A 25,819-nucleotide genomic window follows, 5' to 3' on the forward strand; every position below is an offset into this window, starting at 1 on the left:
AGGCGCGACAACGCCTGCTGAGCGACCGAGTGTCACAACCACAAGCCCGTACTGGACCACCCGCAAAAAACATCTTTCGACTATCGGATTCCGAACGTGTTTGTCGCTTGGCGACATGCGCGGCCTTTTCGAAACATCGATAGTCGAGCCATGACAGAAACCGCCGTTTCACACGCAGGCTCTCACATCTCCCGGCGCGAGGAGCGCATCGGCATGCTGCTGGTGTTCCTGTCGGCGCTGATGTGGAGCTTTGGTGGCGCGATCGCCCGCTTCGTCGAGGTCGACGATAGCTGGACGGTCGTGTTCTGGCGCTCGTTCTGGGCCGCGGTTTTCCTGCTCGGCTTCATGGCCTGGCGCGATGGCCTGCGCGGCACGCTGAAGCTGTTCCGGGGAATGGGCCTGCCTGGCCTTGCGGTGGCGCTTTGCTTTGCGGTGGCCTCCACCTGTTTCGTCGTAGCACTTGCCTACACCACCGTTGCCAACATCCTTCTCATGCAGGCCGGTGTGCCGCTGTTTGCGGCGCTGATCGCCTGGCTGGTGTTCCGCGAACGTGTCAGCGGGCCGACCTGGATAGCGATTGCCGCCGTGATCTGCGGCGTCGCCATCATGGTCTCGGAATCGTTCAACGGACAGGTATCGCCAATCGGCGACGGTCTTGCGCTGCTGATTGCCATGGTGTTTTCGATCGCCACCGTCATCACCCGCCGCTTCGCCCATGTGCGCATGACGCCGGCAACGTGCCTGGGCACGATTCTCGCCGGCATATTTGCCGCCACGCAGGTCGAAGCCTTTGTCGTGTCGCCGCGCGACATGGGGTTCCTGTTTGCCTTCGGCGCGCTCAATCTCGGGCTCGGGCTTGCCTTCTTCGCCACCGGCGCGCGGCTGGTTCCGGCTGCCATCGCAGCCCTTCTCGGCTGTTTTGAGCCGATCCTCGGACCCATCTGGGTCTGGCTTATCCATGGCGAAGTACCATCGGCCCGCACCATCGTCGGCGGTGCGGTGGTGTTCACGGCCCTGCTGGTTCACATCGGGCTGGAGTTCCGGCGCCAGTCGCGTCCGGTGAGGCCGGGCGTCACAGGCATGCCGTCTCCCCATTGACATAACTGTTACAGAGCAGGCAGGTTATGTGATCTTCAACCAGTAAACAGGTATATCTTGCGTGAAATAACCGGAAGCATAGAAACCGGAACCAAACCTTCTTCCATAGGCGGCTCTTCTTTTCCCTCAAGCGGCACCGCCGGGAAAAAACGCCCGCCCGAAATTCCTTCCCCTGAAATTCCCCCGGTTCCAGCCTCTTCCGGCCAGAAGTCCTCATTCATTTCTCCAGAGCACGAGGCCGAATATCGCGCCTTCGTCGAAAAGCATCCTGACATCGAAGCGGTCGAATTCCTGCTGGTCGATCCCAACGGGATGATGCGCGGCAAGTGGGCGCCGGGCGACGCGCTCAAGAAAGCTTTCCAGGACGGCGTCAATTTCCCGATGTCGCTGCACGGACTCGACGTTTGGGGCCGCGAGGTCAGCGAAACCGGCCTGCACATCGAAACCGGCGACAAGGACGGCTACTGCCGTGCCACGCGCGGCTCGCTGTCGATCGTGCCATGGGCGAAGCGCAAGACCGCGCAGGTGCTGCTCCAGACATTCTCGCCAGAAGGCGAACCCTTCATGGCCGATTCCCGCCAGGTCCTGAAGCGCAAGGTGGCCGAGGTCAACGCCAAGGGCTTCTTCCCGGTCGTCGCCTTCGAGCTGGAATTCTATCTCCTCGATCCCGAGGTGGAGTGGGATGACGGCATGCCGGCTCCCGTCGGCGCCACCGCCGGCCCGGACCGGCTGCGCATGTATGGCCTCGACGACCTCGCCGAACATGCCGACCTGTTCGACATGATCCGCGACGCCGCCGACGATCAGAACCTGCCGATCGACACGATCATCAAGGAAGCCGCCCCCGGCCAGTTCGAGGTCAATCTCAAGCACCGGGCCGATCCGCTGAGGGCTGCCGACGACGTCATCATGCTCCAGCGCATCGTCATCGGCTGCGCCCGCGCGCATGGGCTGACGGCCACTTTCATGGCCAAGCCCTTCCTCGAATATGCCGGCAACGGCATGCACGTCCACGCTTCGATGCTGGACGCCGATGGCCGCAACATCTTCGGAGGCGCCGAGGGTCGCAAGACGCTCGAATCGGCCGTCGCCGGTCTCTTGAGGACCATGCCGGAATCGCTTCTGCTGTTCATCAACACCTGGAACGGTTTCCGGCGCATCACGCCGGGTTCCTATGCGCCGACCCGCGCTGTGTGGGGCGAGAACAACCGCTCGGTTGCCCTGCGCATCCCGGTCTCGTCGGAAGAGAACACGCGCCTCGAGCATCGCATCGCCGGCGCCGACGCCAACCCCTATCTCGTCATGGCGACGCTGTTGCAGGGCATGGTCGAAGGCATCGAGAACAAGGAAGTGCCGCCGCCGCCCGTCCAGGGCAACGCCTATGACGATGGCGGGCTTTTCCTGCCCGACGACATGGACGATGCGCTGCAGCTGATGGCCAAGAGCACTTTCGTCGAGCGGGCGCTCGGGCCGTTGATGGCCAAGGTCTACCAGGACCTGAAGCGTGCCGAAATCCTGGCCTTCTGGGCCGAGATCACGCAGTTGGAACGCACAACTTATCTGTGAACTGCATGCGCGATTTCGCGCTTGTCGCACTGCAAAAACGCCAATAGGCTAAACCAAAAACCGCCCGGGGCTGGCTTGGCCCCGGAGCCGGAATGGAACACTGAAAACAGGAGATTGAGATGATACGCAAAGCGCTTTGGCTCACCGCCACGACGACTTTCGCAGCGGTTTTGACATTCTCGGCCAACGCGCAGGAGCGCGTCGTCAATGTCTACAACTGGTCGGATTACATCGACGATTCGATCATTGCCGACTTCACCAAGGAAACCGGCATCAAGGTTGTCTACGACGTCTTCGATTCCAACGAAATCCTCGAAACCAAGCTGCTGGCCGGCGGCAGCGGCTACGATGTCGTGGTGCCGACCGCGAACTTCCTTGCGCGCCAGATCACGGCGGGCGTCTTCCAGAAGCTCGACAAGTCGAAGCTGCCTAACCTCTCCAACATGTGGGACGTGGTTTCGGAGCGCACCGCCAAATACGATCCCGGCAACGAATACTCCATCAACTACATGTGGGGCACCGTCGGCATCGGCTACAACAAGAAGAAGGTTGAGGAAGCGCTCGGCACCGACAAGGTCGATACCTGGGAAACGGTCTTCAACCCGGAGAAGCTCGCGAAGCTCAAGGATTGCGGCGTCTACATGCTCGATTCGCCGACCGACATGGTCCCGACCGTTCTCAAATATCTCGGCCTCGATACCGAATCGACCAATCCCGACGATCTCGCCAAGGTCGAGGAGACCTTGCTGAAAGTACGGCCTTTCGTCCGCAAGTTCCATTCGTCCGAATACATCAACGCGCTCGCCAATGGCGACATCTGCCTCGCTGTCGGCTGGTCCGGCGACGTGTTCCAGGCACGCGACCGTGCTGCCGAAGCCAAGCAGGGTGTGGAAGTCGCCTATGTCGTGCCGCAGGAAGGCGCGGAGATGTGGTTCGATCAGATGGCGATCCCGGCCGACGCCAAGCATGTCGAGGAAGCGCATGAGTTCCTCAACTACATCATGAAGCCGGAAGTGATCGCCAAGGCGACGAACTTCGTCTACTTCGCCAACGGCAACAAGGCTTCGCAGGAGTTCATCGAAAAGGACATCACCAGCGATCCGGCGATCTACCCGGATGAGGCGATGCTGGCCAAGCTGTTCACCGTCTCTCCCTACGATCCGAAGTCACAGCGCAACATCACGCGTCTTTGGACCAAGGTCGTCACCGGCCAGTAAAATCAAGAAAAGAGAGCCCCGCGGAAAGCTTCGCGGGGCTCTTTTCGAAAACTCTCCCGCAAGCGCTCGCAAAGGGCCGGGGAGGCGATCCAGAGTAATTCCAGGAAAAGTGTGCAGCGGTTTTCCGTCCGGAATTGCGTAGAAATACCTAGAGTGGGAATCCGTACAGGACGGAGAGGGACATGAAATCGCTTGGAAGCATTCGCAGGAGCTTTGCGCCGTGGAGCGATCCCGCCGCCAAGCCCTACATCGTCTTTGAAAACGTCACCAAGCGCTTCGGCGATTTCACCGCCGTCAACGACCTGTCGCTGAGCATTTTCGAGCGCGAGTTCTTCGCGCTTCTCGGTGCGTCCGGCTGCGGAAAATCGACGCTGCTGCGCATGCTGGCCGGTTTCGACGAGCCGACTTCCGGCCGCATCCTGCTCGACGGTCAGGATCTGCGCGGCATCCCGCCTTACAAGAGACCCGTCAACATGATGTTCCAGTCCTATGCGCTGTTCCCGCATATGACGGTCGAGAACAACATCGCCTTCGGCCTGAAGCAGGAAGGCATGCCGAAATCCGATATCGAAAAGCGCGTCGCCGAGATGCTCAAGCTGGTCAAGCTGGAGCAGTTTGCCAAGCGCAAGCCGCACCAGCTTTCCGGCGGCCAGCGCCAGCGCGTGGCGCTCGCCCGCTCCGTCGCCAAGCGGCCGAAAGTGCTGCTGCTCGACGAACCGCTCGGCGCGCTCGACAAGAAGCTGCGCGAGGAAACCCAGTTCGAGCTGATGGACCTGCAGCAGGAACTCGGCCTCACCTTCGTCGTGGTGACCCACGACCAGGAAGAGGCGATGACCATGGCCGATCGCATCGCCATTCTCGACAAGGGCGAAGTCATGCAGGTGGCAACGCCGACCGAAGTCTACGAGGCGCCGGCCTCGCGCTTCGTCGCCGGCTTCGTCGGCAACGTCAACATGTTCGAAGGCAAGGTTGCCAGCCGCGATGCCGGCAGCGCGCGCATTTCGGGCGGCAACGGCCTGACCATCAAGACAGAGAATGCCGGCGATGCCTCGGCCGGAAGCGATGTCGTCTTCGCCATCCGCCCCGAAAAGATCAAGGTGTCGTCCAAGAAGCCGGCCGATGCCGAGGCCAATGTCGCTGAGGGTGAAATCTACGACATCGCCTATCTCGGCGACATGACCGTCTACCACGTCAGGCTTGCCGACGGGCAGGTCGTCAAGGCAAGCTCGCTCAACGCCGTGCGCATCTCGGAAGACCCGCTGAGCTGGAACGACAGGGCCTGGATTTCCTTCCGCCCCGATGCGGGCGTGGTTCTGACACGGTAGGTGCGGTCATGACGGACACAGCCATCGTCGCATCGAGCGCTACGGAATATGCAGGCAGATCGCCGCTTGCCCGCGCCTTGAATGCCTTCGTCAGCCGCCTCGTCATCATCATTCCCTATCTCTGGCTGCTGTTCTTCTTCCTCGTTCCCTTCATCATCGTCTTCAAGATTTCGCTGTCGCAGACGGCCATCGCCATGCCGCCCTACATGCCGGTGCTGGGCTTCGGCGAGGGCTTGAGTGGTTTCTGGGGGCAATTGAAGCAGCTCAGCATCGACAATTACCTCTGGCTGACGGAGGACGCGCTCTACTTCAATGCCTATGTCTCGAGCGTCGTCATCGCCGGCATCTCCACCATCCTGACGCTGCTGGTCGGCTACCCCATCGCCTATGGCATGGCGCGCGCGCCGGCGACGCTGCGGCCGACGCTGTTGATGCTGGTTATCCTGCCGTTCTGGACCTCGTTCCTGATCCGCGTCTATGCCTGGATCGGCATCCTGAAACCTGAGGGACTGCTCAACCAGTTCCTGCTCGCCACCGGCATCATCGATCAGCCGCTGATCATCCTCAACACCCACACGGCTATCTTCATCGGCATCGTCTATTCCTACCTGCCATTCATGATCCTGCCGCTCTATTCGGCGCTGGAAAAGATGGACTTCTCGCTGATCGAGGCAGCGCAGGATCTCGGCTGCCCGCCGATCAGTGCCTTCTGGAAGATCACCTTTCCGCTGTCGATCCCCGGGGTCGTCGCCGGCTGCCTGCTGGTGTTCATTCCGGCGGTGGGCGAGTTCGTCATCCCCGACCTGCTCGGCGGCTCGCAGACGCTGATGATCGGCAAGACGCTGTGGAACGAATTCTTCGCCAATCGCGACTGGCCGGTGTCGTCGGCGGTGGCCGTCATCCTGCTGCTGTTGCTGGTGGTGCCGATCATGATCTTCCAGCACGCGCAGGCACGCGCTCAGGAACAGGGCAGGTGACATGAACAGCAGCTGGAGCCGTTTCAACATCACCTCGATCGTGCTGGGCTTTGCCTTCCTCTATCTGCCGATCGTGCTGCTCATCATCTTCTCCTTCAACGAGTCGAAGCTCGTCACCGTCTGGGGCGGGTTCTCGACCAAATGGTACGGCTCGCTGTTCCAGAACAAGGGCCTGATGGATGCCGCCTGGGTCACCGCCCGCGTCGGCGTCATATCGGCCACCGTCGCCACCGTGCTCGGGACGCTGGCCGCACTCACGCTGACGCGTTACACGCGCTTTCGCGGACGTGTGCTGTTTTCGGGCATGGTGTTTGCGCCGCTGGTCATGCCGGAGGTCATCACCGGCCTGTCGCTGCTGTTGCTGTTCGTGGCGGTTGGCCTCGACCGCGGCTTCCTGACGGTGACGCTGGCGCACATCACCTTCTCCATGTGCTTCGTTGCCGTCGTCGTGCAGTCGCGCCTGCTGACCTTCGACAGGTCGCTGGAGGAGGCGGCGATGGATCTCGGCGCGCCGCCGGTAAAAACCTTCTTCCAGATCACGCTGCCGGTCATCCTGCCCGCGATCGTCTCCGGCTGGATGCTGGCTTTCACCCTGTCGCTAGACGATCTGGTGATAGCTTCCTTCACTTCGGGACCGGGCGCGACCACCTTGCCGATGAAGATCTATAGCCAGGTGCGTTTGGGCGTGACGCCGGAAATCAACGCGGCCTGTACCATCCTGATCGCGGTGGTGGCGGTGGGCGTGATCGTGGCCTCGGTGGTCAACAAGCGCCGTGAAGTGCAGCGCCTGCGCGACGAACAGGCGGCCCAGCGCGGGTAGGCAATTCCAGCTCGGGTGGAGTCGCCCCTCATTCCGCTGCCGCGACCTTCTTCCCGTTTATGGTAGGGCAATCGCCTATGAAATACCCCCACCCCTAACCCCTCCCCACAAGTGGGAGGGGGATCCGATGGCATTCAAACAAGACGCTGATCATTGCCGGGTTCGTGTGGCAAACGGATCAAAAATTCCCTCCCCCTTGTGGGGAGGGGTAAGGGGTGGGGGTTCTCGTAAGGCGGTAATCATCGACGGGAAGAGGGTTAAGGGTGAGAGGCCATTTCCGCCAAGACCTGACACCATATAAGCGAAGGTTTATTGCACCGGTGCTGCCGGCCCTGCCAAGGCAGGCGGCGTCGAGCGGATCGGCGAGATGAAGGGCGCGCTCCACGAGCCGCCGACGAAGAACATGGCGACCGGTGGCGATGCGCCGTTCTGCGCCGCGGGCTGGTCCGGCGGCACGATGCCGCCTGAAAGCGCCAGCCCCCGCCCTACATAGGGGACGATGCCGGTCAGCCAGAGCCTGCCCTGCGGGCTTTTGGCCTCGGCCTTGTCGATCTTGACGACGCCGCGCGAGATGCTTGCCTTGAACTCCGCGCCGTCGATCGGCAGCGTGCCTTTCGAGACGTCGCCGAGCGCGAAAAAACCACCTTCGGCGCTGCGCTTCTGGAATCCTGCCAGATCGAAATCAGAAAGCGCACCGGGACCGAAGGTCGCCGATATCGTGCCTTCGGCATTGTCGAGAATGGACCCCCAGGTCCGCCCCGGACCTTTCATGATCAGCGAGATATTACCGCGCCCGATCGGGAACAGCCGCGGCATGCCAGTTGCCGCGCCGAAGGCGCCGCCCTCGATGTCGGAGGCGAGAAGCCGCATTTCCACCTGCGTTCCTTCCGGCTTGCGGTCGAAGCGTATGCCGGCCTGAAGGTTGCCGTCGAAGGCGGCGGCGTCCGAAATGTCGAAGGCAGCCAGCCCGTTCTTCACCTGCACATTGGCGGCGACCTCCGACAGCGTGACCGAGCCGGCAACGGCGTGACCGGCCGACAGGCGCAAATCCAGGTTCATGCGGTTGGCAAAGGTCGTGTCGATCTCGGAGGGCCCCGCCTGAGCCGCATCGGCTGCACCCGCTACCGGCGCCAGCGGCGTGAAGGCGGCAAGGAACGACCGCAGGTCGAGCGTCTCGAAAGCCAGCGTGCCGGCGATCGAAGGCACTCCATCAGCGAAGGACGCATTCAGCACGCCCATGCCCGGATTGCCGTCCAGCCCAATCTCTGCGTTTTCCAGCTTGAGCCGCTGTGCATCCCCGCTCATGCGTCCCGCTATCGAGAGCGAGCCGATGGCGCTGCCCGGCGAGACGTCGGCACGCGACCATTCGAGCATTCGCCGCAGCGAGGGCGCTGAAAATTTCACCGAGCCGTCGACGAAGGGATTCTCCGTCGTCTTCACGATGCCGTCGAAGGAGGCGGTGGCCGGCTTTGCGGTGAGAGAGGCGGTGACGGGCGCTTCGCCGCCGGCAAAGAGCATCAGCGGCTTGGCCGACGAAGCCTCGATCGCAACCGATTCGCCGCGCCAGATGCCGGTAACGTTGAGCGTCGCGGTGCTGCTGAGCGTTGGCCAGCTCACCCGGCCGGCGACGCCGGTCAGGATTTCGCGGTCCTTGCCCTCGGCAAAGACGGTCACGCGGCCGTCACTGACCTCGACCATCCCGAACGGGTCGGAGGAGACGCGTCCCGGTTCGGCTTGGCCCGCGTTGGCAGCCACAGCTTCCCGCGTCGCCTTGACCGAACTGGCGATGCGCCCGCCTGCGGGCAAAGCCGGCAGATAATGACCATCTGCCGTGCGCTCGACGCGCAGCGTCGGCCGGATCATGCTGGCGGAGGAAAAGACGACGTTGCCGCCGAGTGCTGCCAGCGCAGAAAGCTTGATTTCCATGCGCTCGGCTTCGATCACCGGCGGGTGGTCCGGCTCGCCCCACTGGGTCATCGCGACATTGGTCAGGACAGCGCGAAAACTCGGCCAGACTTCTATCTCCGGCGTCGAGCCGATGGTGACGCGGTAGCCGCTCCACGAGCTCATCTCGTAGGCGATGCGGTCGCGCACCAGCCGCGTCGATGCGATGAGCGGAAGCATGGCGATGATCAGGCCGACAATCAGCGCAGCCGCGCCAATCACCCAGATGCTGCGCCTGACCAGAGGTGACGGCATTGTGCCTCATTCATGCTAGTGGTTGATCGGCCGCCGTGCCGATTACCTTGTCGTCCGGTTTAGCGGACATGCGCGGCATTTCAACCCTTTGTGTCAGAGCTATGGCATTTTGTGAACGACGAAGCCGCAACAGGCCGGTACGCCTTGCCTTGTTGCGCTGCACTATGCATAAGAAACCGCCGCTGGGAGGACCTTGCATGACCGAGAAGACGCCGCTCTGGACACCCTCGAAGGACCGGATTGCCGCAGCCCCGCTTACGGCCTTCATGTCGCAAGCCTCGAGCCGCGCCGGCGCGACATTCTCCGATTATGCCGAACTGCATGCCTGGTCGATCGATGACCGCGAAGCCTTCTGGGATCTCGTCTGGGACTTTTGCGGCATCGTCGGCGACAAGGGCGCGCGCGTCCTTGCCGATGGCGACCGCATGCCGGGCGCGAGCTTTTTTCCCGATGCAAAACTCAATTTCGCGGAAAACCTGCTGAAGAAGACAGGGCCCGGTGAGGCGATGGTCTTCAAGGGCGAAGACAAGGTCGAGCGGCGGCTTTCCTGGGACGAGCTTCACGCGCTGGTGTCAAAGCTGCAGCAGCTGTTCGTGTCGCTCGGCGTCAAGCAGGGCGACCGCGTTGCCGCGATGATGCCCAACATGCCCGAGACCATTGCCGCCATGCTGGCGACAGCCTCGCTGGGTGCTGTCTGGTCCTCCTGCTCGCCCGATTTCGGTGAACAGGGCGTGCTCGACCGCTTCGGCCAGATCGAGCCGGTCGTCTTCATTGCGCCAGACGGCTATTTCTACAACGGCAAGGAAATCGACGTTGCCGCCAAGATCGCGGCGGTGGCGGAGAAGCTTCCCACTGTCCGTAAGGTGCTGGTCGTCGACTATGTCGGCAAAGCGAAAGAGGTCGCGGCAGGCGTCGAGAAGGCCGAGGCGCTGGATGCGGCCCTTGCGCCGTTCACCGCAGGCAAGGTGAGCTTTGAGCGGCTGCCCTTCGCCCATCCGCTCTACATCCTGTTTTCGTCGGGCACGACCGGCATTCCCAAATGCATCGTCCACTCGGCCGGCGGCACGCTGATCCAGCACGTCAAGGAACAGCGCCTCCATGCCGGCATCGAGGATGGCGACCGCTTCTTCTATTTCACCACCTGCGGCTGGATGATGTGGAACTGGCTGGTTTCCGGGCTGGCGTCGGGCGCGACGCTGCTGCTTTACGATGGTTCGCCCTTCTATCCCGACGGCAATGTGATTTTCGATTTCGCCGATGCCGAGAAGATGACCTATTTCGGCACCTCGGCGAAGTTCATCGATTCGGTGCGCAAGGCCGATCTGCATCCGATCAAAACGCATGACCTGTCGACGGTCCGCACGCTGTCCTCCACCGGCTCGCCGCTGTCGCCGGAAGGGTTTTCATTCGTCTATGACGGCATCAAGAAGGACGTGCACCTGGCCTCCATTTCGGGCGGCACCGACATCGTCTCCTGCTTCGTGCTCGGTGTGCCGACCGAACCGGTGTGGACCGGCGAGATCCAGGGCGCCGGCCTCGGCATGGCCGTCGATGTCTGGGATGACGACGGCAAGCCGATCCGCGGCGAGAAGGGCGAACTGGTTTGCACCCGCGCTTTCCCGGCCATGCCGATCGGCTTCTGGAACGATCCCGACGGCGCCAAATACAGCGCTGCCTATTTCGAGCGCTTCGACAACATCTGGTGCCATGGCGATTTCGCCGAATGGACGGCGCATGGCGGCATCGTCATCCACGGCCGTTCGGACGCGACGCTCAATCCGGGTGGTGTGCGCATCGGCACTGCCGAGATCTACAACCAGGTCGAGCAGATGCCGGAAATCCTCGAGTCGCTGTGCATCGGCCAGACCTGGGACGACGACGTGCGCGTCGTGCTGTTCGTGCGGCTGGCCGAGGGCGTCACCCTCGACGAGGCGCTGGACAAGCGCATCAAGGCCAAGATCCGCACCGGCGCAAGCCCGCGCCATGTGCCGGCAAGAATTGTCGCGGTCGCCGACATCCCGCGCACCAAGTCGGGCAAGATCACCGAACTTGCCGTGCGCGACATCGTTCATGGCCGGCAGGTCAAGAACAAGGAAGCGCTCGCCAATCCGGAAGCGCTGGAGCTCTATCGCGATATTCCGGTGCTGCAGAACTAAGGCACCGGCGCGATTCCCTGGTCGGAGAGCGATACCAAATTAGAAGTACATCTGTTTCGATTCTGCTTTTGTTTATAGCATCTTACGTGAATCGCTCCGAATACGGATATATTCATTAAAGCATCTTCGGTTGAAAACACGAAGTTGCTTAAGTATTATTCTGTCATCGCGAAGGGCGCGACGGCATATCATAAAATTGTATTTGATTAATAGGCGCTTGCGGTTACGGCAACGCACGCCCGTCCTTTGTCTCATCGTTGGATTTCGCGAGGGTAGTGGGGGCTATCTCACGCGTCGGCTTGATATTGGCCGATGTATTCAGGAGGATGGCGATGTCCCTGAAAACAAAGAGCTTGCCCAAGAGCTCCAAGGCAGGCGGACTTCCAACGGAATTGTTGAACACGCTCAAGCTGGCCGCCACTGCGGTCAAGACCACCCCCGGCCATGGCGTGGCCGGGCGGCATCCAAACAGGGAAATGCTCGACGCGCTGACCGGAAACAAGGATCCGGGCATGTTCGGTCGGATGTTTCCCAGGCTGCCGCCATTGCAGGTTTCCGATGCCAAGCTGAAGGCGCTGTCCGAGGCGATGGTGGATGCCAATCCCGGCGATCCCAATGGAAACAACCCGAATGTGCCGGCCGGCTTCACCTATTTCGGCCAGTTCATCGATCACGACATCACGCTCGACCTGACCTCGCTTGGCGAGAAGGAGAAGGACCCGCTCGGCATCGAGAATTTCCGCACGCCGAGCCTCGACCTCGACTCCCTCTACGGCCTCGGCCCGGACGGCAGCCCGCAACTCTACGCCCGCAATCCTGTCGCCGGTGAAAAGCATGGCCCGAAGTTCCTCATCGGCAAGAACTTCAATTCGGGTGAGGGCGAGTTCCGCAACGACCTGCCGCGCAGCCCGGAAGGCTTTGCGCTGATCGGCGATCATCGCAATGACGAGAACCTGCTGGTCGCCCAGACCCATCTCGCCTTGATGAAGTTCCACAACAAGGTTTGCGATACGCTTTCGGCAGCGCCCAATCCGCCACCGGATGTCTTCCAGGAAGCCCGCAAGCTGGTGACATGGCACTATCAGTGGATCGTGCTGCATGATTTCGTCGAGCGCATCACCGAACCGGGAATTGTCGCCAAGATCCTGCACAACGGCCGCAAATTCTACCGCTTCAAGCGCGTGCCCTTCATGCCGGTGGAATTCTCGGTGGCGGCCTACCGCCTCGGGCACAGCATGGTCCGCCAGCGTTACGCCCACAACCGGGTCTTCACGGCGGCCGACTTCAACCTGTTCTTCGCCTTCACCGGCCTGTCGGGCGGCATTGTCGGCGATCTCGCGCCGACGCCGCCGACCCCGCCGCCCAACACGGCGTTCCCGCGTCTGCCCAGCAACTGGATCATCGACTGGCGCCGGTTCCATGAACTCGGCGACATGGGCGGCGCGCCGGTCAACATGACGCCCTCGCGCAGGATCGATCCTTTCCTCGTGTCCTCGCTCCACAACCTGCCGGGCGGTGGTGGCAATCTCGCCTTCCGCAACCTGAAGCGCGGCGTGATGCTGGGGCTTCCCTCCGGCCAGGATGTCGCGCGGCATATGCGGATCAGGAACCCGCTGACACCGGCCGAGATCGCTTCGGGAACGGACGGCGTGGTGGCAAAGCAGCAGGGGCTCGATAGGGCGACGCCGCTTTGGTACTACATCCTGAAGGAAGCCCAGGTGAAGAAGGGCGGACTGGGGCTCGGGCCGGTCGGCGCGACCATCGTCTCGGAGGTTTTCGTCGGGCTCGTGCATGGCGACCAGACGTCATACCTCTGGCGCGAGGCCAACTGGAAACCGACGCTGCCATCGGCGGTGCCGGGCAAATTCACCTTCGCGGATCTGTTGCGGTTCGTGAACGACATCAACCCGATCGGGGACTGAAGAGCCCCGCCGCCTGTCGGGCAGAACGCGACGGGCGGCGGTATGGTTAACCAATCGTCACCATGAAATTTACCGAGATTTCATGAGTGGTACACTTTCGTAAACTGAATCGCATTCCGGTAAGGACTTGTTAAGGATTGGCCGCGATATTCGTGCCTAACTTGAGGGAGAAATCCCGTTCCTCACCTCCCGAGGAAAGCCAGTTCGCTCAAGTCCCCGTTGTGACAGCAATCAACACTCAGGCGTTCCCTTTGGAACGCCTTTTTCTTTTGCGGCATCGAAAGTCACATCTGCGCTTCGCGGTCGCGGGCAAGCGCGCCGGACAGAAGCAGCACCGGCACCAGCGCGGTCAGGATGATGAGGATCGCAGCCACCGCGCCATCTTCCGGCACACCGCGCGAGGCGTTCTCGTAAACATAGGTCGCCAGCGTGTTGAAGCCGAATGGCCGCAGCAGGATCGTTGCCGACAGTTCCTTGATCGTGTCGACGAACACCAGCACGGCGGCGGTGAAGATCGCCGGCTTGAGCAGCGGCAGCAGCACGCGTGCGGCACTGCGCGCCGGCGTCTGGCCCAGGCTGCGGGCGGCTTCGTCGAGATTGGGCGGCAGCTTCTCCATGCCCGAGCGGATCGCGCTTTCAGCGAGCGCCAGGAAGCGAATGGCGCAGGCGATCACCACGGCAGCCGCCGAGCCGGTGAGCAGCAGTCCCGTGCTGAAGCCGAGATGTGCGCGGGAAAACGCGTCGATCGTGTTGTCGAAGCGGGCGAGCGCAAACAGCAGCCCAAGCCCGAGAATGCCGCCGGGCAGGGCATAGCCGATCGAGGCAAGCCGCACCGCACCGGTGATCGTATGCGAGCGTGCCAGCCGCACCGCGTTGATGAGAAACAGCGCCAGCACGACGGTGATGAGCGCGGTCACCGCAGCGGTCGCGACGCTGTGCAGAAAGGCTTGCCCGAGTGCCGGCGAGGAGAACTGCTCCAACCGCCGCGCCGCATACTGTCCGAAGACGAACATCGGAATGCCGAAGCCGCACAGCACCGGCAGGCAGGTCGCCAGCAGCGCCAGCACGGCGTGCCAGCCGCCGAGCCGCACGCGTGGAGCGCGCGCGCGCATATGCGTGGCCCGGCCGGTGTGGAAGCGCTGGCGCCGCCGCGCCCATTGCTCGGCGGCAAGCAGCAGGAACACCAGCAGCAGCATCAGCAACGCGATCTGCGCGCCACCCTCGAGACTGCCGCGGTTCAGCCAGGTCGCATAGACCGAGAAGGTCAGCGTGCGCACGCCGAGATATTCGGCAGCACCAATGTCGTTGATCGTCTCCATCAGCACCAGCGCCACGCCGGCGACGATCGCCGGCCGCGCCACCGGCAGCAGCACGCGCCAGAACACTTTTGACGGTTTCGCACCCAGCGTGCGCGCGACATCGGCGATGTTGCGGCCCTGCATAAGGAAGATGATGCGCGTCGTCAGATAGACATAGGGGTAAAGCACCGAGGAAAGCACGAAGGCTGCTCCCGGCGTCGAGCGAATATCGGGAAACCAGTAGTCACGGATGGTCTGGAAGCCGAAAATTTCGCGCACCAGGCCCTGCACCGGGCCGGTGTAGTGAAAGAACTCGCCGAAGGCGTAGGCAGCGAGATAGGGCGGCACCGCCAGCGGCAGCACAAGCGCCCAGGACAGCGTCCTTCGCAACGGAAACTCGTAGGCCACGACCAGCCACGCGCCAGTGACACCGGCGACCGAGGTCAGTATCGCCACCAGCGCCATCAGGTAGAGCGTGGTGATGCTGGAGCCCGGCAGCACATTGGCAATCAGGTGCGGCCAATCCTCGCCGGTTCCGCTCAGCGCGACATAGGCCAGCGACAGGATCGGCAGGAGAACGCAGGCCGAAACCGCAAGCGCCAGCAGATGCGCCGGCACATGGCGGTTGCGCTTGACGCGCAGCGGCAACGGCGGCTTGGCCCCGGCGGCAGGCGCGTCCTCGATGCGTTGCAGTGCGGTCAATTCACGCTCGGTTCAAAAACGGAAAAGCCGGGCTACGATTGCCCGGCTTCCCCTTGATCAAATCACGGCCTCAGCTTGCCGGGCCGTCGTCGAGGCCGACGCGGTCGACCATTTCGGAAGCGGCCTTGCGGTTCTTGGCGATCTCGGCCAGCGGCAGCGTGTCGGCCTTCAGCTCGCCGAATTCCTTGACCACCGGCGAGGGCTCAAGGCCCGGCTCGACCGGGTATTCGAAATTCTTCTCGGCATAGACCTGCTGCGCCTTGTGGCTCGACAGGAACTGGATGAGCTTCACCGCATTGTCGTGGTTCGGTGCGTATTTGGCGAGTGCCGCACCAGAAATGTTCACATGCGTCAGGCCGTTTTCCCAGGTCGGGAAGATGACGTTGATGGCATTGCCCCATTCCTTTTCCTGCGGGTCCTTGTCGTTGGTCCGCATCAGGCCGACATAGTAGGTGTTGCCGATGGCGATATCGCATTCGCCGGCAGCGATTGCCTTGGCCTGCGGGCGGTCGCCGCCTTCCGGCTTGCGCGCCAGATTGGCCTTAACGCCCTTAATCCACTCTTCGGCCTTTTCCGGACCCCAATGGGCAATCGCCGCGCCGAACAGCGCCAGATTGTAGTCATGCTGGCCCGAACGGATGCAGATCTTGCCCTTCCACTTCGGGTCGGCCAGATCGGCATAGGTGATGGCCGTGTCCTTGACGCGATCCTTCGAGGCATAGACGACGCGGGCGCGCTTGGTCAGGCCGAACCAGTGGCCTTCCGGGTCGCGATATTCGGCGGGCAGGTTGGCGTTGATGGTGGCGTCGTCCAGCGCCTGCGTCACGCCCTTTTCCTTGGCGGTGGTCAGGCGGGCGATATCGACCGTCATGATGACGTCGGCGGGCGAATTCTGGCCTTCCGCGAGGATGCGTTCCTCAAGGCCCTTGTCGAGGAACAGAACCTCGGTCTTGATCCCGGTCTCGGCGGTGAAGGCGTCGAGCACCGGCTGGACCAGTTCGGGCTGGCGATAGGTGTAGATGTTGACGGTGCCGTCCGCGAGCGCGGTGCCTGCAAAGAGGGTGGCGAGGGCAAAAGCAGCGTATCCGGCCATCTTCGACCGGGCGTTTCCAATTGTCATGTCTCTCTCCTGACCAGAGGGGTTCAAGGCCCCAGGGGTTTGCTGGCGACGGCGCCATTGCCGAGCCGATCGTCTACTCGTCTATTTATAAAGCCTGGTCAAGGCAAAGACCAATGAATTCAATAGTTTAGAATTATTCTAAACTGGACGGTTTTTGGCAGCTTTCCGTGAGTTTTCCAAAAAGTATATCGCGCGAGGGCATGCTGAACGGGTTGTTTCGACTTGGCCGCGTTCGGTTGTGAATGAGCTTCATTTCCACGCTTTCATAGTCCACCGACAAGGTCTTGAGAAACGTACCCAGCGTCCTGTTTCGCGGACGTTGCTTTGTCGGTGCCCTGGCCGTTAGAGAAAGGGCATGAGCGACAAAAATCCGACCTGTGAACTCCGGCCCGCGACCAAGGCCGACCATGACGCGATTGCCGATATCTGGCACAGCAGCGCGAGCCTTGAAGGCGTCGGCCCTCCGACCATGCCGACCCAAAATGAGCTGAGACAGCGGGTCGATCTGGAGTCTGCGGGCTGGATCGTGACGGTCGCTGTTCGCGGCGATGAGGTGATTGGCTTTGCCGCGATCAAACCGCGCGAACGGGTTCTCGCCGAACTGTTCGTGCGCCCCGGATCGATCGGCGGTGGCGTCGGCCAGGCGCTTCTCGCCCACTGCAAGATGGCAATGCCGGAGGGCTTCACGCTGTATACGCGGTCTGCGAATATGAGAGCGCGCCGCTTCTACGAGAAGGCCGGCCTGATTTTTCTCCGCGACGATGTCCATCCCCGAACCGGTGACCCGGTAACGCATTACGGCTGGAATGTTCGATGAGGATCTAGCCGCACATCTCGGGGACAGCATCATTCAAACGCTGCTCCTTGATGGCGGCAACGATGTTGACGCCGAGCGCCAGGCAGACCGACAGACAGGCGCAGGCAACCGCAAGCCTGAAGGGCCTCCTGAAATGCCGCCCGTTCACGAGCGCCCCGACGCCGTACAAGGCGATGCCCAGCCCGGCGAAAAAGAACACCAGCCCCGGCCCGTCGCAATCGATCCCGTCTCCGCCCCACGCCTTGTATTCGTTCGCCGGCATCAATCCCATCAGGGCCACGGGCAGGGCGATTACGAGTGCCGCATAGCCCAGCAAGGCCCAGATGCGCTGGTGGGGGTGGCGTTCGGTTTCATTCATGCATGCGCTTCTTGGGGGTGTGTGTGGATGAAGCTGTGCTATCTGAGGCGTCCGTCGATGATCATCGGCTACTCTCGCATGACCTTTTCCAACACGTGTGCACAATAGCCACAAAGCTCGGGATACTCTGGATTGTATTCATGGACAGTGATCGCAGTGCCGCATCGGCTGCACCTTCCAGCCACCGTCTCTTTGCAGGAGAAGCAAATACTTGCCTCTCCGTTCTCGACGTAAGTGGCTGCACCGCATTCTGGGCAATCCGCTATAGGTGAGCCTTCGCCATTCTTGGCCGCAAGATACGAGTCGATTTCGTAGCTCGTTGCGACCACCATCTCGACAATCTCTTGCTGATTGAATTCCTCTCCACACTGGAAGCATTTGCCTTTGATATAATCACTGTCGGTATTTTCTCGATCAGCCTGGCCAATTAGAGACGAAGCGCATTTGGGGCACGACATTTGATCAAGGTCGCGGACCTCGCCTGGCCAATTTACGTGTAGCAGGCTGTCGACGCAGCTTTTCTGGACTCTATCGAATGCATCCTTCTCTTCAAGGATTGTGTCCCAAACATCTGCCAGCGTGCTCTGGGGGTCTTCGTTCAGTATTTCGAAAAAATCGATGATCATCTGGAAAGACGAGGCAATTGCTTCCCTCAATGATCCAACTGGCTCAGCCAAGTGATAGTGCTCGATGTTGTTTCGAAATTGCTGTAGTTTTTTTGTGTTGGTCTGTGGCCACGGGAGGCTGAATTTTTTGAACCGGCTTTTGAGTTGCTCAAGATCAACCGTAGCATACCCGACGACCTCATGATCAACGCCACCGTCGCCATCGGGTACGGGTTCGAACTTCGCTCCAATAATTTCCATTGGATCGGCCTCAGGCGCTGCGCGCACAAGGCATTCCTTCCCCAAGAGCAGTAGACCCGCGTAATAGTTGCGCGCGGCGCTAAGCATGCGCTCGTCCGACCCTTCTCGGAAGTCCTCAATACCAAGTATTATCGACGCAACGGCGTTGTCGAAGATGTCTGCCATAGCAGTTGCCGCCCCTCTACTCCGCCAGCACCCGCGTCGACGGAAATGTCACTTCCACCATCGTGCCTTCGCCGGGCGTCGAGGTGATCGAGAACCGGGCGCGGTTGGCTTCCACCATCGCCTTGGTCAGCGGCAGGCCGAGGCCGGTGCCGTCGCCGCGCGCGCGCTTCAGCGCGTTGATCTGCTTGAAGGGTTTCAGCGCCTGTTCGATCTCGGCGTGGGTCATGCCGATGCCGGTGTCGCGCACCCGCATGACGATGTCGCCCGAAGCCTCGTAGGCGGTCGAGACGATGACCTGCCCGCCGGCCTGCGTGTAGCGGATGGCGTTGGACAGCACGTTGAGCGCGATCTGGCGGATCGAGCGCAGGTCGGCAACCACGTCGGGCAGTTTCGAGGCGAAGCTGGAGCGGATGATGACGCGCTCGCGGTTGGCCTGCGGCTGCATCATGGCCACCGTCTCGCCCAGCGTGTCGTTGAGCGACACCGCCTCATGGGCCATTTCCTGCTGGCCGGCCTCGATCTTCGAAATGTCGAGCAAATCGTTGACGAGGTCGAGCACATGGTTGCCCGATCGGTTGATGTCGCGCAGATAGTCGCGGTAGCGGTCGTTGGCGATCGGCCCGAACTTCTCGTCGACCATCAGTTCGGAAAAGCCGATGATGGCGTTGAGCGGCGTGCGGATTTCGTGGCTGACGCGGGCCAGGAAATCCGTCTTCTGCGAAGAGGCACGCTCGGCCACGCTGCGCGCCTGCGTCAGTTCCTCCTCGGCCCGCTTCCACTGCGTGATGTCGCGCACGACGGCGCAATAGCCGCTCTCGTTGGGCAGGCGGCCGATGGTCATGAACAGCGGAATGAAGCGCCCCTGCGCTTCGCGGCCGATCACCTCGCGCCCGTCATTGAGCACGCTAGCGACGCCATGGTCCGACATGCCGTTGAGATAGTCATGCGCGGCGCGCTGGCTTTCCATGGCGAAAAGTGAGGCGAAGGGCTTGCCGGTCACCTCGTCGCTGTCGAAACCGAACAGCGCTTCGGCCGGCCGGCTGATTGAGCGGATTGTACCGTCATTGGAGATCAGCACGACGCCATCGGTTGCCGTGTCGATGATGGTGCGCATTTCGGCGACGCGGCTGTGAAGCTCGCTTTCGCTCGGCGACAGCACCTGAAGCGGCGCGATGTCAGCCTCGCCGGTGCGCCTTATGACCAGCATCAGCGCCTTGCCACCCTGCCACGGCACGGAGCGCAGCAGCGCCTCGATCGGAAATTCCAGCCCGTCGGCGGTGCGCAGCTTGAGATGATGCTGTTCGGCCGCCGACTCGTCGTCATAGCTTTCGGCAAACAGTGCATCGAGCCCACCCGCCTCGGCGAGTTGCTCGACCGATTCATAGGCCGTCAGCGTCAGGAACTCTTCATTGGCATAGTGCAGCACATCGCCGGAATGGATCAGCACCGGCACCGGCAGCTTTTCGAGGATCGGCGTGTCGGACGGCGAGGATTCGCCAGTCCCGGCGGTCGCGGGTTCCGGGGTCTCTTCGGCCGCAGCGGCATGTTCGGTGGTTGCTCCGTCGGCATCGTTGCCGTTTGCCGCAACTGGTCGGTCATCGTCATGCGCCAGCCGGCTCGCGTCGTCGATGCCGGTAACCGGAGGGATGGTATCGTTCGCAGCGTTCCCGATGACGGGCTCGTCCCGCGAGACGACTTCCTGCGTCTCTTCCGCTGCGCCTGCGTGTTCGCCGGGCTTGTCATCGGCCATCGTCTCGGCTGCCGAATCCGCATCCGGTGCATCCGCTGCCGGAGCAAACATTTCGCCCTGGATTTCGGCAGGGCGCGTTTCCGGCCCGGCGATGTCGCTTTCCGTTTGGACGATTGGCTCTGATGCAGCGCCTTCGGCTTCCTGCAATTCGACCGGTGAAATCTCGTCGGCAATGCCTAGTACGGACGCGGCCGTCTCCTGTCTGCCGGTCTCGTCGTTCGCCGGCTGCTCGCCGGCCTCGCTCTCAGCCGCGCCGGCGGTCTCGCCGCGCTGCTTCAGCCTTTCGCCGATCTCGCGAAACGCGCTGCGCTCGATGGGAGAAAGGCCTTTTTCCGGCACGGCAGCCGGGCGATGCTCCGCCAGGCGGATGACCTTGTCGGCGAAGCGGCGGTTGTCGGGCTTCGGCACGATGGTCAGCGCCGGCACCTCGCCCTGGAACGGGTCGGGGGCCTGCGTGCTTTCAGATGCTGGCTGCTCGCGGGGTTCTTCGGCCACCGTGCTTTCGCGCGGCTCGCCGGTCGAAGGCACCAGAACCATACCGAGCCCTTCGGGATCGGTCACCGCATCGGCCCTGCGGGCGACGCCGAAACCGCGAAAACCTTCAAAATTGCGGTCGCGGCCATAGACGGGCAGGGCGGCGAGATCGACGGGGATCTTCAAGTCCGTTCCGGCCACCGGCCACAGCACCGAGCGGCCCGACCATGTATCGCGGCGGTCAAGCAGATCGGCGATCTCGCCCGAGGGGTCGAGCCCGAAGGTCATGGCGACATCGCGGAACCGCCGGCCGATCACATCCGCTGCGAGCGGCCCCACCACCTCGACGAATTCGCTGGAGACCGCGCTGAATTTTCCCTCGGCATCGGTGCGCCAGACAAAACGCGTGGGCGCCGCCATGCGGTCGATCTCCACCGGCTTGCGTTCCGCATCGGCTCCGGTCTTGCCCGCTTCGCCGGCGTTGAAATACCAGTTGTCGTGATCGCCCTTGGCGGCGGCCTCCGCAGACGTTTCCGAAACCGGCAACTGCGGTGACGCATCGCCTTCTATGGCGGGAACATTCGCTACGGGGCTTTCCGTCGCGATTGTCGCCGGGCTTTCGGCAGTGGTGGCCGGCTTTGCGTCGGCCGGTGCCGAAACATGCGCCAACACATCCGCCACCGAGGCGGCAGGCAGCAACGGAACCTCGGCCACCGGAGCCGCGGGCGCAGAAGGCTTGTCGTCGGGAGCTTCAGCCGTCGCCATCTCGTCATCGGCGAACTGGCGTTCGTCGATGACCACCAGCAGATGCCGGGCAGGCTCGTCGACCAGCCGCGCCAGGCCGGCGGGGAAGGAGCGCTCCGCACCCGGAACCATCCGCTTCACCAGCCGCTCGCGTTCGCCGCTTAATTCCACGACCATCTCGGCAAGTGTCTTTTGCGAGATGCCGAGCCCGGCGAAACCCTGCGAGGCTGCCTCCACCGCACCGCGAGCGTCGATCAACGCTGCGAACTGGCCGCGCTCGTCCAGGCCGCTTATGGCGCGCTCGGCAATGTCGCCGTCGCTGCGACCGCTGGTCTGTACGGCGGGCACCGCCAGCAATATCGCGTCCTCACCATCCGGCAAGGTCAGCGCGCTTGCGGTGAAATTGACGGCGCGGCTGCTGACCCCGGTCGCCAGCCGCACGGCAAGGGTCCGGTCGCGGCCTATGCGCGGAAAGCCGCTCGTCGCCATGATCTGGCGTCTGGCGGTCGGCCCGAGCAGGGGCGGCTCGCCGATGATCGATTCGATGTCGGGATAGCCGAGCAGGGCCGCACCCGGTCCGTTCGCCCAGATCACCTGGTCGAGGTCGGTCGTCAGGATGGCCAGCGCGTCGCCGGCCGCGAAACGCTGCCGCACGTCGTCGAGTATGGCTACATCGATGAACGAATACGAAGCTGACGGCATGCGCTGCACGAACTCCCAGGCGGAGACAGATTCTCTGCGGTTAACTCTTTGTTAATAACAAGGCGGCGGGGCAAACGTCCACAAAACAGCGCGTTTGAGCACCGAAACCCGATGGTTTGGTTAACGCGCCTTAATGGTTTGCCCTGCCTGGATGACGGTTTTGTTGCAGTGCACAAAAGATGTTGCAATGCACCATTGGCTGCGCTATATCAGGGTTACGCATGAACGAGACCGGCTTTCGCAAGGTCGGTCCACCGAAAAGGATGGAAATATGTCCAAGACAGCAACCAAAACCGCTGAATTCGCCAACGTTGAATTCCCGACCTTCGATGCCTCCAAGGCCACCGACCAGTTCCGTGCCTTCGCCGAAAAGGGCGTCGAGCAGTCGAAGGAAGCCTACACCAAGATCAAGTCCGGCGCCGAAGACACCCAGAAGGCCCTCGAGTCGACCTTTGAGACCGCCAAGGCTGTCGGCAACGACCTGTCGCTGAAGACGATCGCCACGCTGCGCACCAATGCCGAAACCGGCTTCTCGCATCTTGAAGCCCTGGTTGCCGCAAAGTCGCTGTCCGAGCTGATCGAGCTGCAGACCTCGTTCCTGCGCAAGGGCCTCGAGACTGCCGTCGAGCAGGCCAAGGAATTCCAGGCCGTCTCAACCAAGGCTGCCACGGACGTGACCAAGCCGATCAAGGACGTCTTCGAAAAGACGTTCAAGGACTTCAAGGTCGCCTGATTTCAGGTGACTTCATAGATACCCGAAGGGCGGTACCTCCTCCCACCAAACTTCGGGCATGACGGCCGGAATCCTCCTCCCTCCGGCCAGATACAAGGAAAAGACCGGCACCTCCTCCCGCCGGTCTTTTTCTTTTTGGGCAAGGCGTTGCGCAGTTTCCTGTGACTCTTATTCGCCCTGCGGCCAAATTGACGGGAATAACCGTCGCCAAGCGTCTTGAAATCTCCGTCGTTTGTCCGTATTGGAGCGCTTCGCCAGACAATGGCCTGCGCGGTTGTAGCTCAGTTGGTTAGAGCGCCGGATTGTGGATCCGGAGGTCGGTGGTTCGAGCCCACCCAACCGTACCATTCCTTTCTCAATAAACAGGCAGATGCTCTATCAGGGCGGGTGACAGCTCCTCCGCCGGTGAGGTCCATGCCATGCAGATGCCGGAAAACCACGAGCATCTTGCGGGAGTCAGATGTCCAGTTTGATTCCGCAGAGGAGGAGGTAGCACTCCACAAAGCGGGCATGTTCCGGGTCGCCTCGCGGGGGCATCCGACGTCCGCCATCGTAACGTTCAAGGACGCGCGAACACTGAGCTCCGTTCACCGCAATTGCGTTCGGGGCAAGCAATAGCAAGCCGCTCAGGAAGACGCATCCGGCACTGGCGGCGAGGAAAAGATAACGCTTGTCCATGGTGACAAGGATACGGCGGGCGAACGCGCAAGACAACCGCTGATTGCCGCCGTATCCAGCCGGACATGGCTCGGCCATCTTTCCCGGCACCGCCAAAAGGCAACATCGCGATATCATCATGTTCGCGCTTGTTTTTATGCTTGATTGGAGCGGTTCCTGGAAAAATGCTAACTTCGCTCGTCGCCGCGCGATGTCCACGGGCACCGGCGATCGAGAGACAAGACGTGCTCCCGCCCCTCGAAAAAAGGGAGTAGGCATGGCCACAAAATCGCCGGCGCAACCGACAGGACGCGTCTATTTTCCCGACGAACTCAGGCTGTTGCGGGAGATTTTCGACAATTGCACCGCTGGCCGGGCCGACCGCGAAAAAGTGGCCGGCATCGTCGCCAAGCGGCTGATGGACGCTTATGAAAACGGCATCAGGGATGAGAAGCTGTTGCGGCTGATAGCCGTTGGAAACCGCGCTTCCCTGGCAACGCGCCCAGCCACGACCGTCCATCATCATCTCTGACAGGCGCCTGGCGCTTTGCCGGGTTCAAGACATCCTAGAACAGCGAACCCTGCGTGCCGGGGACTTTGGCCTTGGGCGCGGGTTTCGGCTGCGGCTTGGGCCGCGCGGCGCCTTCGCCGGCAACCACGCCCACCGTGCCGTCGGCAAAGGTGAGCGAAAGTGCTGCGTCGGTCGCGACTTCCGCGGCCCTCTTCACCAGCACGCCTTCCTCATTCGTCACCAGCGCAAAGCCGCGCTCCAGAATCGATTGGTGCGACAGCGTCGACATCAGCCGCTCGGCCTGCGTCAGCCGGCCGCGCAGCCGTTCCAGCCGGATTTTCGTCACCTGATCCATCCGCCGCTGAAGTGCGGCCAGCCCTTCGCCAGCCAGTTTCTGACGGCGCATCAGCGGTTCCGGCCCGATGCGCTGCGCGGTGCGGTCGAGCCGCGTGCGCCGCTCGCGCAGCATGGCGCGAAGGGCGGCATAGGCGCGGGCGATGTCGCGGTCGGTGGTCCTGCGGGTTTCGGCCAGCCGGCGGTCGAGCGTAGCCGGCGACAGGCGGATGGCCGAAAGCCGCGCCCGCTTGCGCTCGGTGCTGACGATCAGCGCGCGCGAAAGCCGGCTCGTCGCCTCGTCGAAATGACGGCGCGGCAGCGCGAGCAGTTGGTCGGGCGAGGGCAGGGCCCGCGCCGCTGCCCGCAGCGCCTGCCGCTTGCGGTCGAAATTGCGCGACATGCAGCCCTTCAGCCGTGCGCCGAGATTGGCCAGCGTCGCCTCGAGATCGGCCTTCACCGGCACGGCGATTTCGGCCGCACCCGTCGGTGTCGGCGCGCGGACATCGGCGACCAGGTCGACCAGCGTCCAGTCGGTTTCGTGGCCGACCGCCGAGATCACCGGGATGCGGGACGCGGCCACGGCACGCGCCAGCGCCTCGTCGTTGAAGCCCCAGAGGTCTTCCAGGCTGCCGCCGCCGCGCGCGACGATCAGAAGATCCGGCCGGACGATCGCGCCGTCCGCCGCCAGTTCATTGAAGCCGCGAACCGCTGCCGCCACCTCCGCCCCGGAGGTGTCGCCCTGCACGCGCACCGGCCAGAGCAGCACATGCAGCGGAAACCGGTCCTTGATGCGGTGAATGATGTCGCGGATGACAGCGCCCGTCGGCGAGGTGATGACGCCGATGACCATCGGCATGAACGGCAGGCGACGCTTGCGCTCGCTGTCGAACAGGCCTTCCGCGGCAAGCTTGCGCTTGCGCTCTTCCAGCAGCGCCATCAACGCGCCGGCGCCGGCCGGCTCCAGATTGTCGATGACGATCTGGTATTTCGACGATCCCGGATAAGTCGTCAGCTTGCCGGTGGCGATGACCTCCATGCCCTCTTCGGGCCGGAATTTCAGCCGGCTCATCGTGCCTTTCCACACCACCGCCTCGATGCGGGCGCGATCGTCCTTCAGGCTGAAATAGGCGTGGCCGGAGGAATGCGGCCCGCGATAGCCGGAAATCTCGCCGCGCACCCGCACATTGCCGAAGGCGTCCTCGACCGTGCGCTTCAGCGCGCCGGAAATCTCGCTCACCGTATATTCGGCAGCGTTGGTTTTCGATTCGGGCAGAAAATCACTCATGGCGCGATTGGGGCCATTCCG

The 25,819-nt window shown here is 62.4% G+C and carries 19 protein-coding genes and 1 tRNA gene; 12 read left to right on the forward strand and 8 right to left on the reverse strand.

Annotated features, from left to right (window positions below):
* Window positions 1-150 precede the first annotated feature (150 nt).
* Window positions 151-1,098 carry a DMT family transporter gene (locus tag BM413_RS14855; RefSeq protein ID WP_091914319.1) on the forward strand — a complete coding sequence of 316 codons (948 nt, stop codon included), beginning with the start codon at window positions 151-153 and terminating at the stop codon, window positions 1,096-1,098.
* Between the two features lie 35 nt (window positions 1,099-1,133).
* Here BM413_RS14855 and BM413_RS33120 read toward each other — a convergent pair whose 3' ends face one another.
* Window positions 1,134-1,319, reverse strand: a complete 186-nt coding sequence (locus BM413_RS33120) for a hypothetical protein (protein WP_162931516.1) — start codon at window positions 1,317-1,319, stop codon at window positions 1,134-1,136.
* Between the two features lie 91 nt (window positions 1,320-1,410).
* Here BM413_RS33120 and BM413_RS14860 point away from each other — a divergent pair, with 91 nt between their 5' ends.
* The 5 genes from BM413_RS14860 (at window position 1,411) to BM413_RS14880 (ending at window position 7,003) form a co-directional block, all read left to right on the forward strand.
* Window positions 1,411-2,664, forward strand: a complete 1,254-nt coding sequence (locus BM413_RS14860) for a glutamine synthetase family protein (RefSeq protein WP_244537879.1) — start codon at window positions 1,411-1,413, stop codon at window positions 2,662-2,664.
* Window positions 2,665-2,783: 119 nt separating this feature from the next.
* A complete protein-coding gene (locus tag BM413_RS14865) occupies window positions 2,784-3,881 on the forward strand; it encodes a polyamine ABC transporter substrate-binding protein (RefSeq protein ID WP_091914321.1) in 1,098 nt (365 codons plus the stop codon).
* Window positions 3,882-4,063: 182 nt separating this feature from the next.
* Window positions 4,064-5,206 (forward strand): ABC transporter ATP-binding protein, encoded by a 1,143-nt coding sequence (locus tag BM413_RS14870; RefSeq protein WP_091914323.1) that lies wholly within the window; start codon window positions 4,064-4,066, stop codon window positions 5,204-5,206.
* A gap of 8 nt (window positions 5,207-5,214) precedes the next feature.
* Window positions 5,215-6,183: an ABC transporter permease subunit gene (locus BM413_RS14875; RefSeq protein WP_091914325.1), complete on the forward strand. Its 969-nt coding sequence runs from the start codon at window positions 5,215-5,217 to the stop codon at window positions 6,181-6,183.
* A 1-nt stretch (window position 6,184) separates the two neighbouring features.
* Window positions 6,185-7,003, forward strand: a complete 819-nt coding sequence (locus BM413_RS14880) for an ABC transporter permease subunit (RefSeq protein WP_091914327.1) — start codon at window positions 6,185-6,187, stop codon at window positions 7,001-7,003.
* 309 nt (window positions 7,004-7,312) lie between these two features.
* Here the strand turns inward: BM413_RS14880 and BM413_RS14885 are convergent, their stop codons facing one another.
* Window positions 7,313-9,202, reverse strand: coding sequence for an AsmA family protein (locus BM413_RS14885; protein ID WP_091914329.1), 1,890 nt, complete (start codon window positions 9,200-9,202; stop codon window positions 7,313-7,315).
* A 197-nt stretch (window positions 9,203-9,399) separates the two neighbouring features.
* Here BM413_RS14885 and BM413_RS14890 point away from each other — a divergent pair, with 197 nt between their 5' ends.
* A complete protein-coding gene (locus tag BM413_RS14890) occupies window positions 9,400-11,358 on the forward strand; it encodes an acetoacetate--CoA ligase (protein WP_091914331.1) in 1,959 nt (652 codons plus the stop codon).
* A gap of 332 nt (window positions 11,359-11,690) precedes the next feature.
* Complete coding sequence (locus tag BM413_RS14895) at window positions 11,691-13,280, forward strand: peroxidase family protein (RefSeq protein WP_091914333.1); 1,590 nt, start codon at window positions 11,691-11,693, stop codon at window positions 13,278-13,280.
* A 284-nt stretch (window positions 13,281-13,564) separates the two neighbouring features.
* On the opposite strand, the gene BM413_RS14900 is transcribed toward BM413_RS14895, so the two are convergent.
* Both BM413_RS14900 and BM413_RS14905 read right to left on the reverse strand, forming a co-directional pair.
* On the reverse strand, window positions 13,565-15,280 hold the full coding sequence (locus BM413_RS14900) for an ABC transporter permease (RefSeq protein WP_348272906.1): 1,716 nt from the start codon (window positions 15,278-15,280) through the stop codon (window positions 13,565-13,567).
* Window positions 15,281-15,350: 70 nt separating this feature from the next.
* Entirely contained in the window at window positions 15,351-16,373 is a 1,023-nt protein-coding gene (locus BM413_RS14905; RefSeq protein WP_244537885.1) for a Fe(3+) ABC transporter substrate-binding protein, read from the reverse strand.
* A gap of 382 nt (window positions 16,374-16,755) precedes the next feature.
* Here BM413_RS14905 and BM413_RS14910 point away from each other — a divergent pair, with 382 nt between their 5' ends.
* Entirely contained in the window at window positions 16,756-17,217 is a 462-nt protein-coding gene (locus BM413_RS14910) for a GNAT family N-acetyltransferase (RefSeq protein ID WP_091914337.1), read from the forward strand.
* Window positions 17,218-17,221: 4 nt separating this feature from the next.
* On the opposite strand, the gene BM413_RS14915 is transcribed toward BM413_RS14910, so the two are convergent.
* From BM413_RS14915 to BM413_RS14925, 3 genes are all read right to left on the reverse strand, one after another.
* Window positions 17,222-17,575, reverse strand: a complete 354-nt coding sequence (locus tag BM413_RS14915) for a hypothetical protein (protein ID WP_091914339.1) — start codon at window positions 17,573-17,575, stop codon at window positions 17,222-17,224.
* A 68-nt stretch (window positions 17,576-17,643) separates the two neighbouring features.
* Window positions 17,644-18,606: a hypothetical protein gene (locus BM413_RS14920; protein ID WP_091914341.1), complete on the reverse strand. Its 963-nt coding sequence runs from the start codon at window positions 18,604-18,606 to the stop codon at window positions 17,644-17,646.
* A gap of 16 nt (window positions 18,607-18,622) precedes the next feature.
* Window positions 18,623-22,276: a PAS domain S-box protein gene (locus BM413_RS14925; RefSeq protein WP_091914343.1), complete on the reverse strand. Its 3,654-nt coding sequence runs from the start codon at window positions 22,274-22,276 to the stop codon at window positions 18,623-18,625.
* Window positions 22,277-22,547: 271 nt separating this feature from the next.
* Here BM413_RS14925 and BM413_RS14930 point away from each other — a divergent pair, with 271 nt between their 5' ends.
* From BM413_RS14930 to BM413_RS14945, 3 genes are all read left to right on the forward strand, one after another.
* Complete coding sequence (locus BM413_RS14930) at window positions 22,548-23,009, forward strand: phasin (RefSeq protein ID WP_091914345.1); 462 nt, start codon at window positions 22,548-22,550, stop codon at window positions 23,007-23,009.
* 270 nt (window positions 23,010-23,279) lie between these two features.
* Window positions 23,280-23,356 (forward strand) — tRNA-His (locus BM413_RS14935).
* A gap of 587 nt (window positions 23,357-23,943) precedes the next feature.
* Window positions 23,944-24,198: a hypothetical protein gene (locus BM413_RS14945; protein ID WP_091914349.1), complete on the forward strand. Its 255-nt coding sequence runs from the start codon at window positions 23,944-23,946 to the stop codon at window positions 24,196-24,198.
* Between the two features lie 34 nt (window positions 24,199-24,232).
* On the opposite strand, the gene xseA is transcribed toward BM413_RS14945, so the two are convergent.
* On the reverse strand, window positions 24,233-25,798 hold the full coding sequence (gene xseA, locus BM413_RS14950; protein ID WP_091914351.1) for an exodeoxyribonuclease VII large subunit: 1,566 nt from the start codon (window positions 25,796-25,798) through the stop codon (window positions 24,233-24,235).
* Between the last annotated feature and the right edge of the window lie 21 nt (window positions 25,799-25,819).

The organism is Mesorhizobium sp. YR577, from assembly GCF_900116595.1.
Taxonomy (GTDB): domain Bacteria; phylum Pseudomonadota; class Alphaproteobacteria; order Rhizobiales; family Rhizobiaceae; genus Mesorhizobium_M.

Coding starts and splice junctions, on each gene's coding strand:
- BM413_RS14855 (WP_091914319.1), top strand. CDS start 151: ATGACAGAAACCGCCGTTTCACACGCAGGCTCTCACATCTCCCGGCGC.
- BM413_RS33120 (WP_162931516.1), bottom strand. CDS start 1,319: ATGAATGAGGACTTCTGGCCGGAAGAGGCTGGAACCGGGGGAATTTCA.
- BM413_RS14860 (WP_244537879.1), top strand. CDS start 1,411: ATGATGCGCGGCAAGTGGGCGCCGGGCGACGCGCTCAAGAAAGCTTTC.
- BM413_RS14865 (WP_091914321.1), top strand. CDS start 2,784: ATGATACGCAAAGCGCTTTGGCTCACCGCCACGACGACTTTCGCAGCG.
- BM413_RS14870 (WP_091914323.1), top strand. CDS start 4,064: ATGAAATCGCTTGGAAGCATTCGCAGGAGCTTTGCGCCGTGGAGCGAT.
- BM413_RS14875 (WP_091914325.1), top strand. CDS start 5,215: ATGACGGACACAGCCATCGTCGCATCGAGCGCTACGGAATATGCAGGC.
- BM413_RS14880 (WP_091914327.1), top strand. CDS start 6,185: ATGAACAGCAGCTGGAGCCGTTTCAACATCACCTCGATCGTGCTGGGC.
- BM413_RS14885 (WP_091914329.1), bottom strand. CDS start 9,202: ATGCCGTCACCTCTGGTCAGGCGCAGCATCTGGGTGATTGGCGCGGCT.
- BM413_RS14890 (WP_091914331.1), top strand. CDS start 9,400: ATGACCGAGAAGACGCCGCTCTGGACACCCTCGAAGGACCGGATTGCC.
- BM413_RS14895 (WP_091914333.1), top strand. CDS start 11,691: ATGTCCCTGAAAACAAAGAGCTTGCCCAAGAGCTCCAAGGCAGGCGGA.
- BM413_RS14905 (WP_244537885.1), bottom strand. CDS start 16,373: ATGGCCGGATACGCTGCTTTTGCCCTCGCCACCCTCTTTGCAGGCACC.
- BM413_RS14910 (WP_091914337.1), top strand. CDS start 16,756: ATGAGCGACAAAAATCCGACCTGTGAACTCCGGCCCGCGACCAAGGCC.
- BM413_RS14915 (WP_091914339.1), bottom strand. CDS start 17,575: ATGAATGAAACCGAACGCCACCCCCACCAGCGCATCTGGGCCTTGCTG.
- BM413_RS14920 (WP_091914341.1), bottom strand. CDS start 18,606: ATGGCAGACATCTTCGACAACGCCGTTGCGTCGATAATACTTGGTATT.
- BM413_RS14925 (WP_091914343.1), bottom strand. CDS start 22,276: ATGCCGTCAGCTTCGTATTCGTTCATCGATGTAGCCATACTCGACGAC.
- BM413_RS14930 (WP_091914345.1), top strand. CDS start 22,548: ATGTCCAAGACAGCAACCAAAACCGCTGAATTCGCCAACGTTGAATTC.
- BM413_RS14945 (WP_091914349.1), top strand. CDS start 23,944: ATGGCCACAAAATCGCCGGCGCAACCGACAGGACGCGTCTATTTTCCC.
- xseA (WP_091914351.1), bottom strand. CDS start 25,798: ATGAGTGATTTTCTGCCCGAATCGAAAACCAACGCTGCCGAATATACG.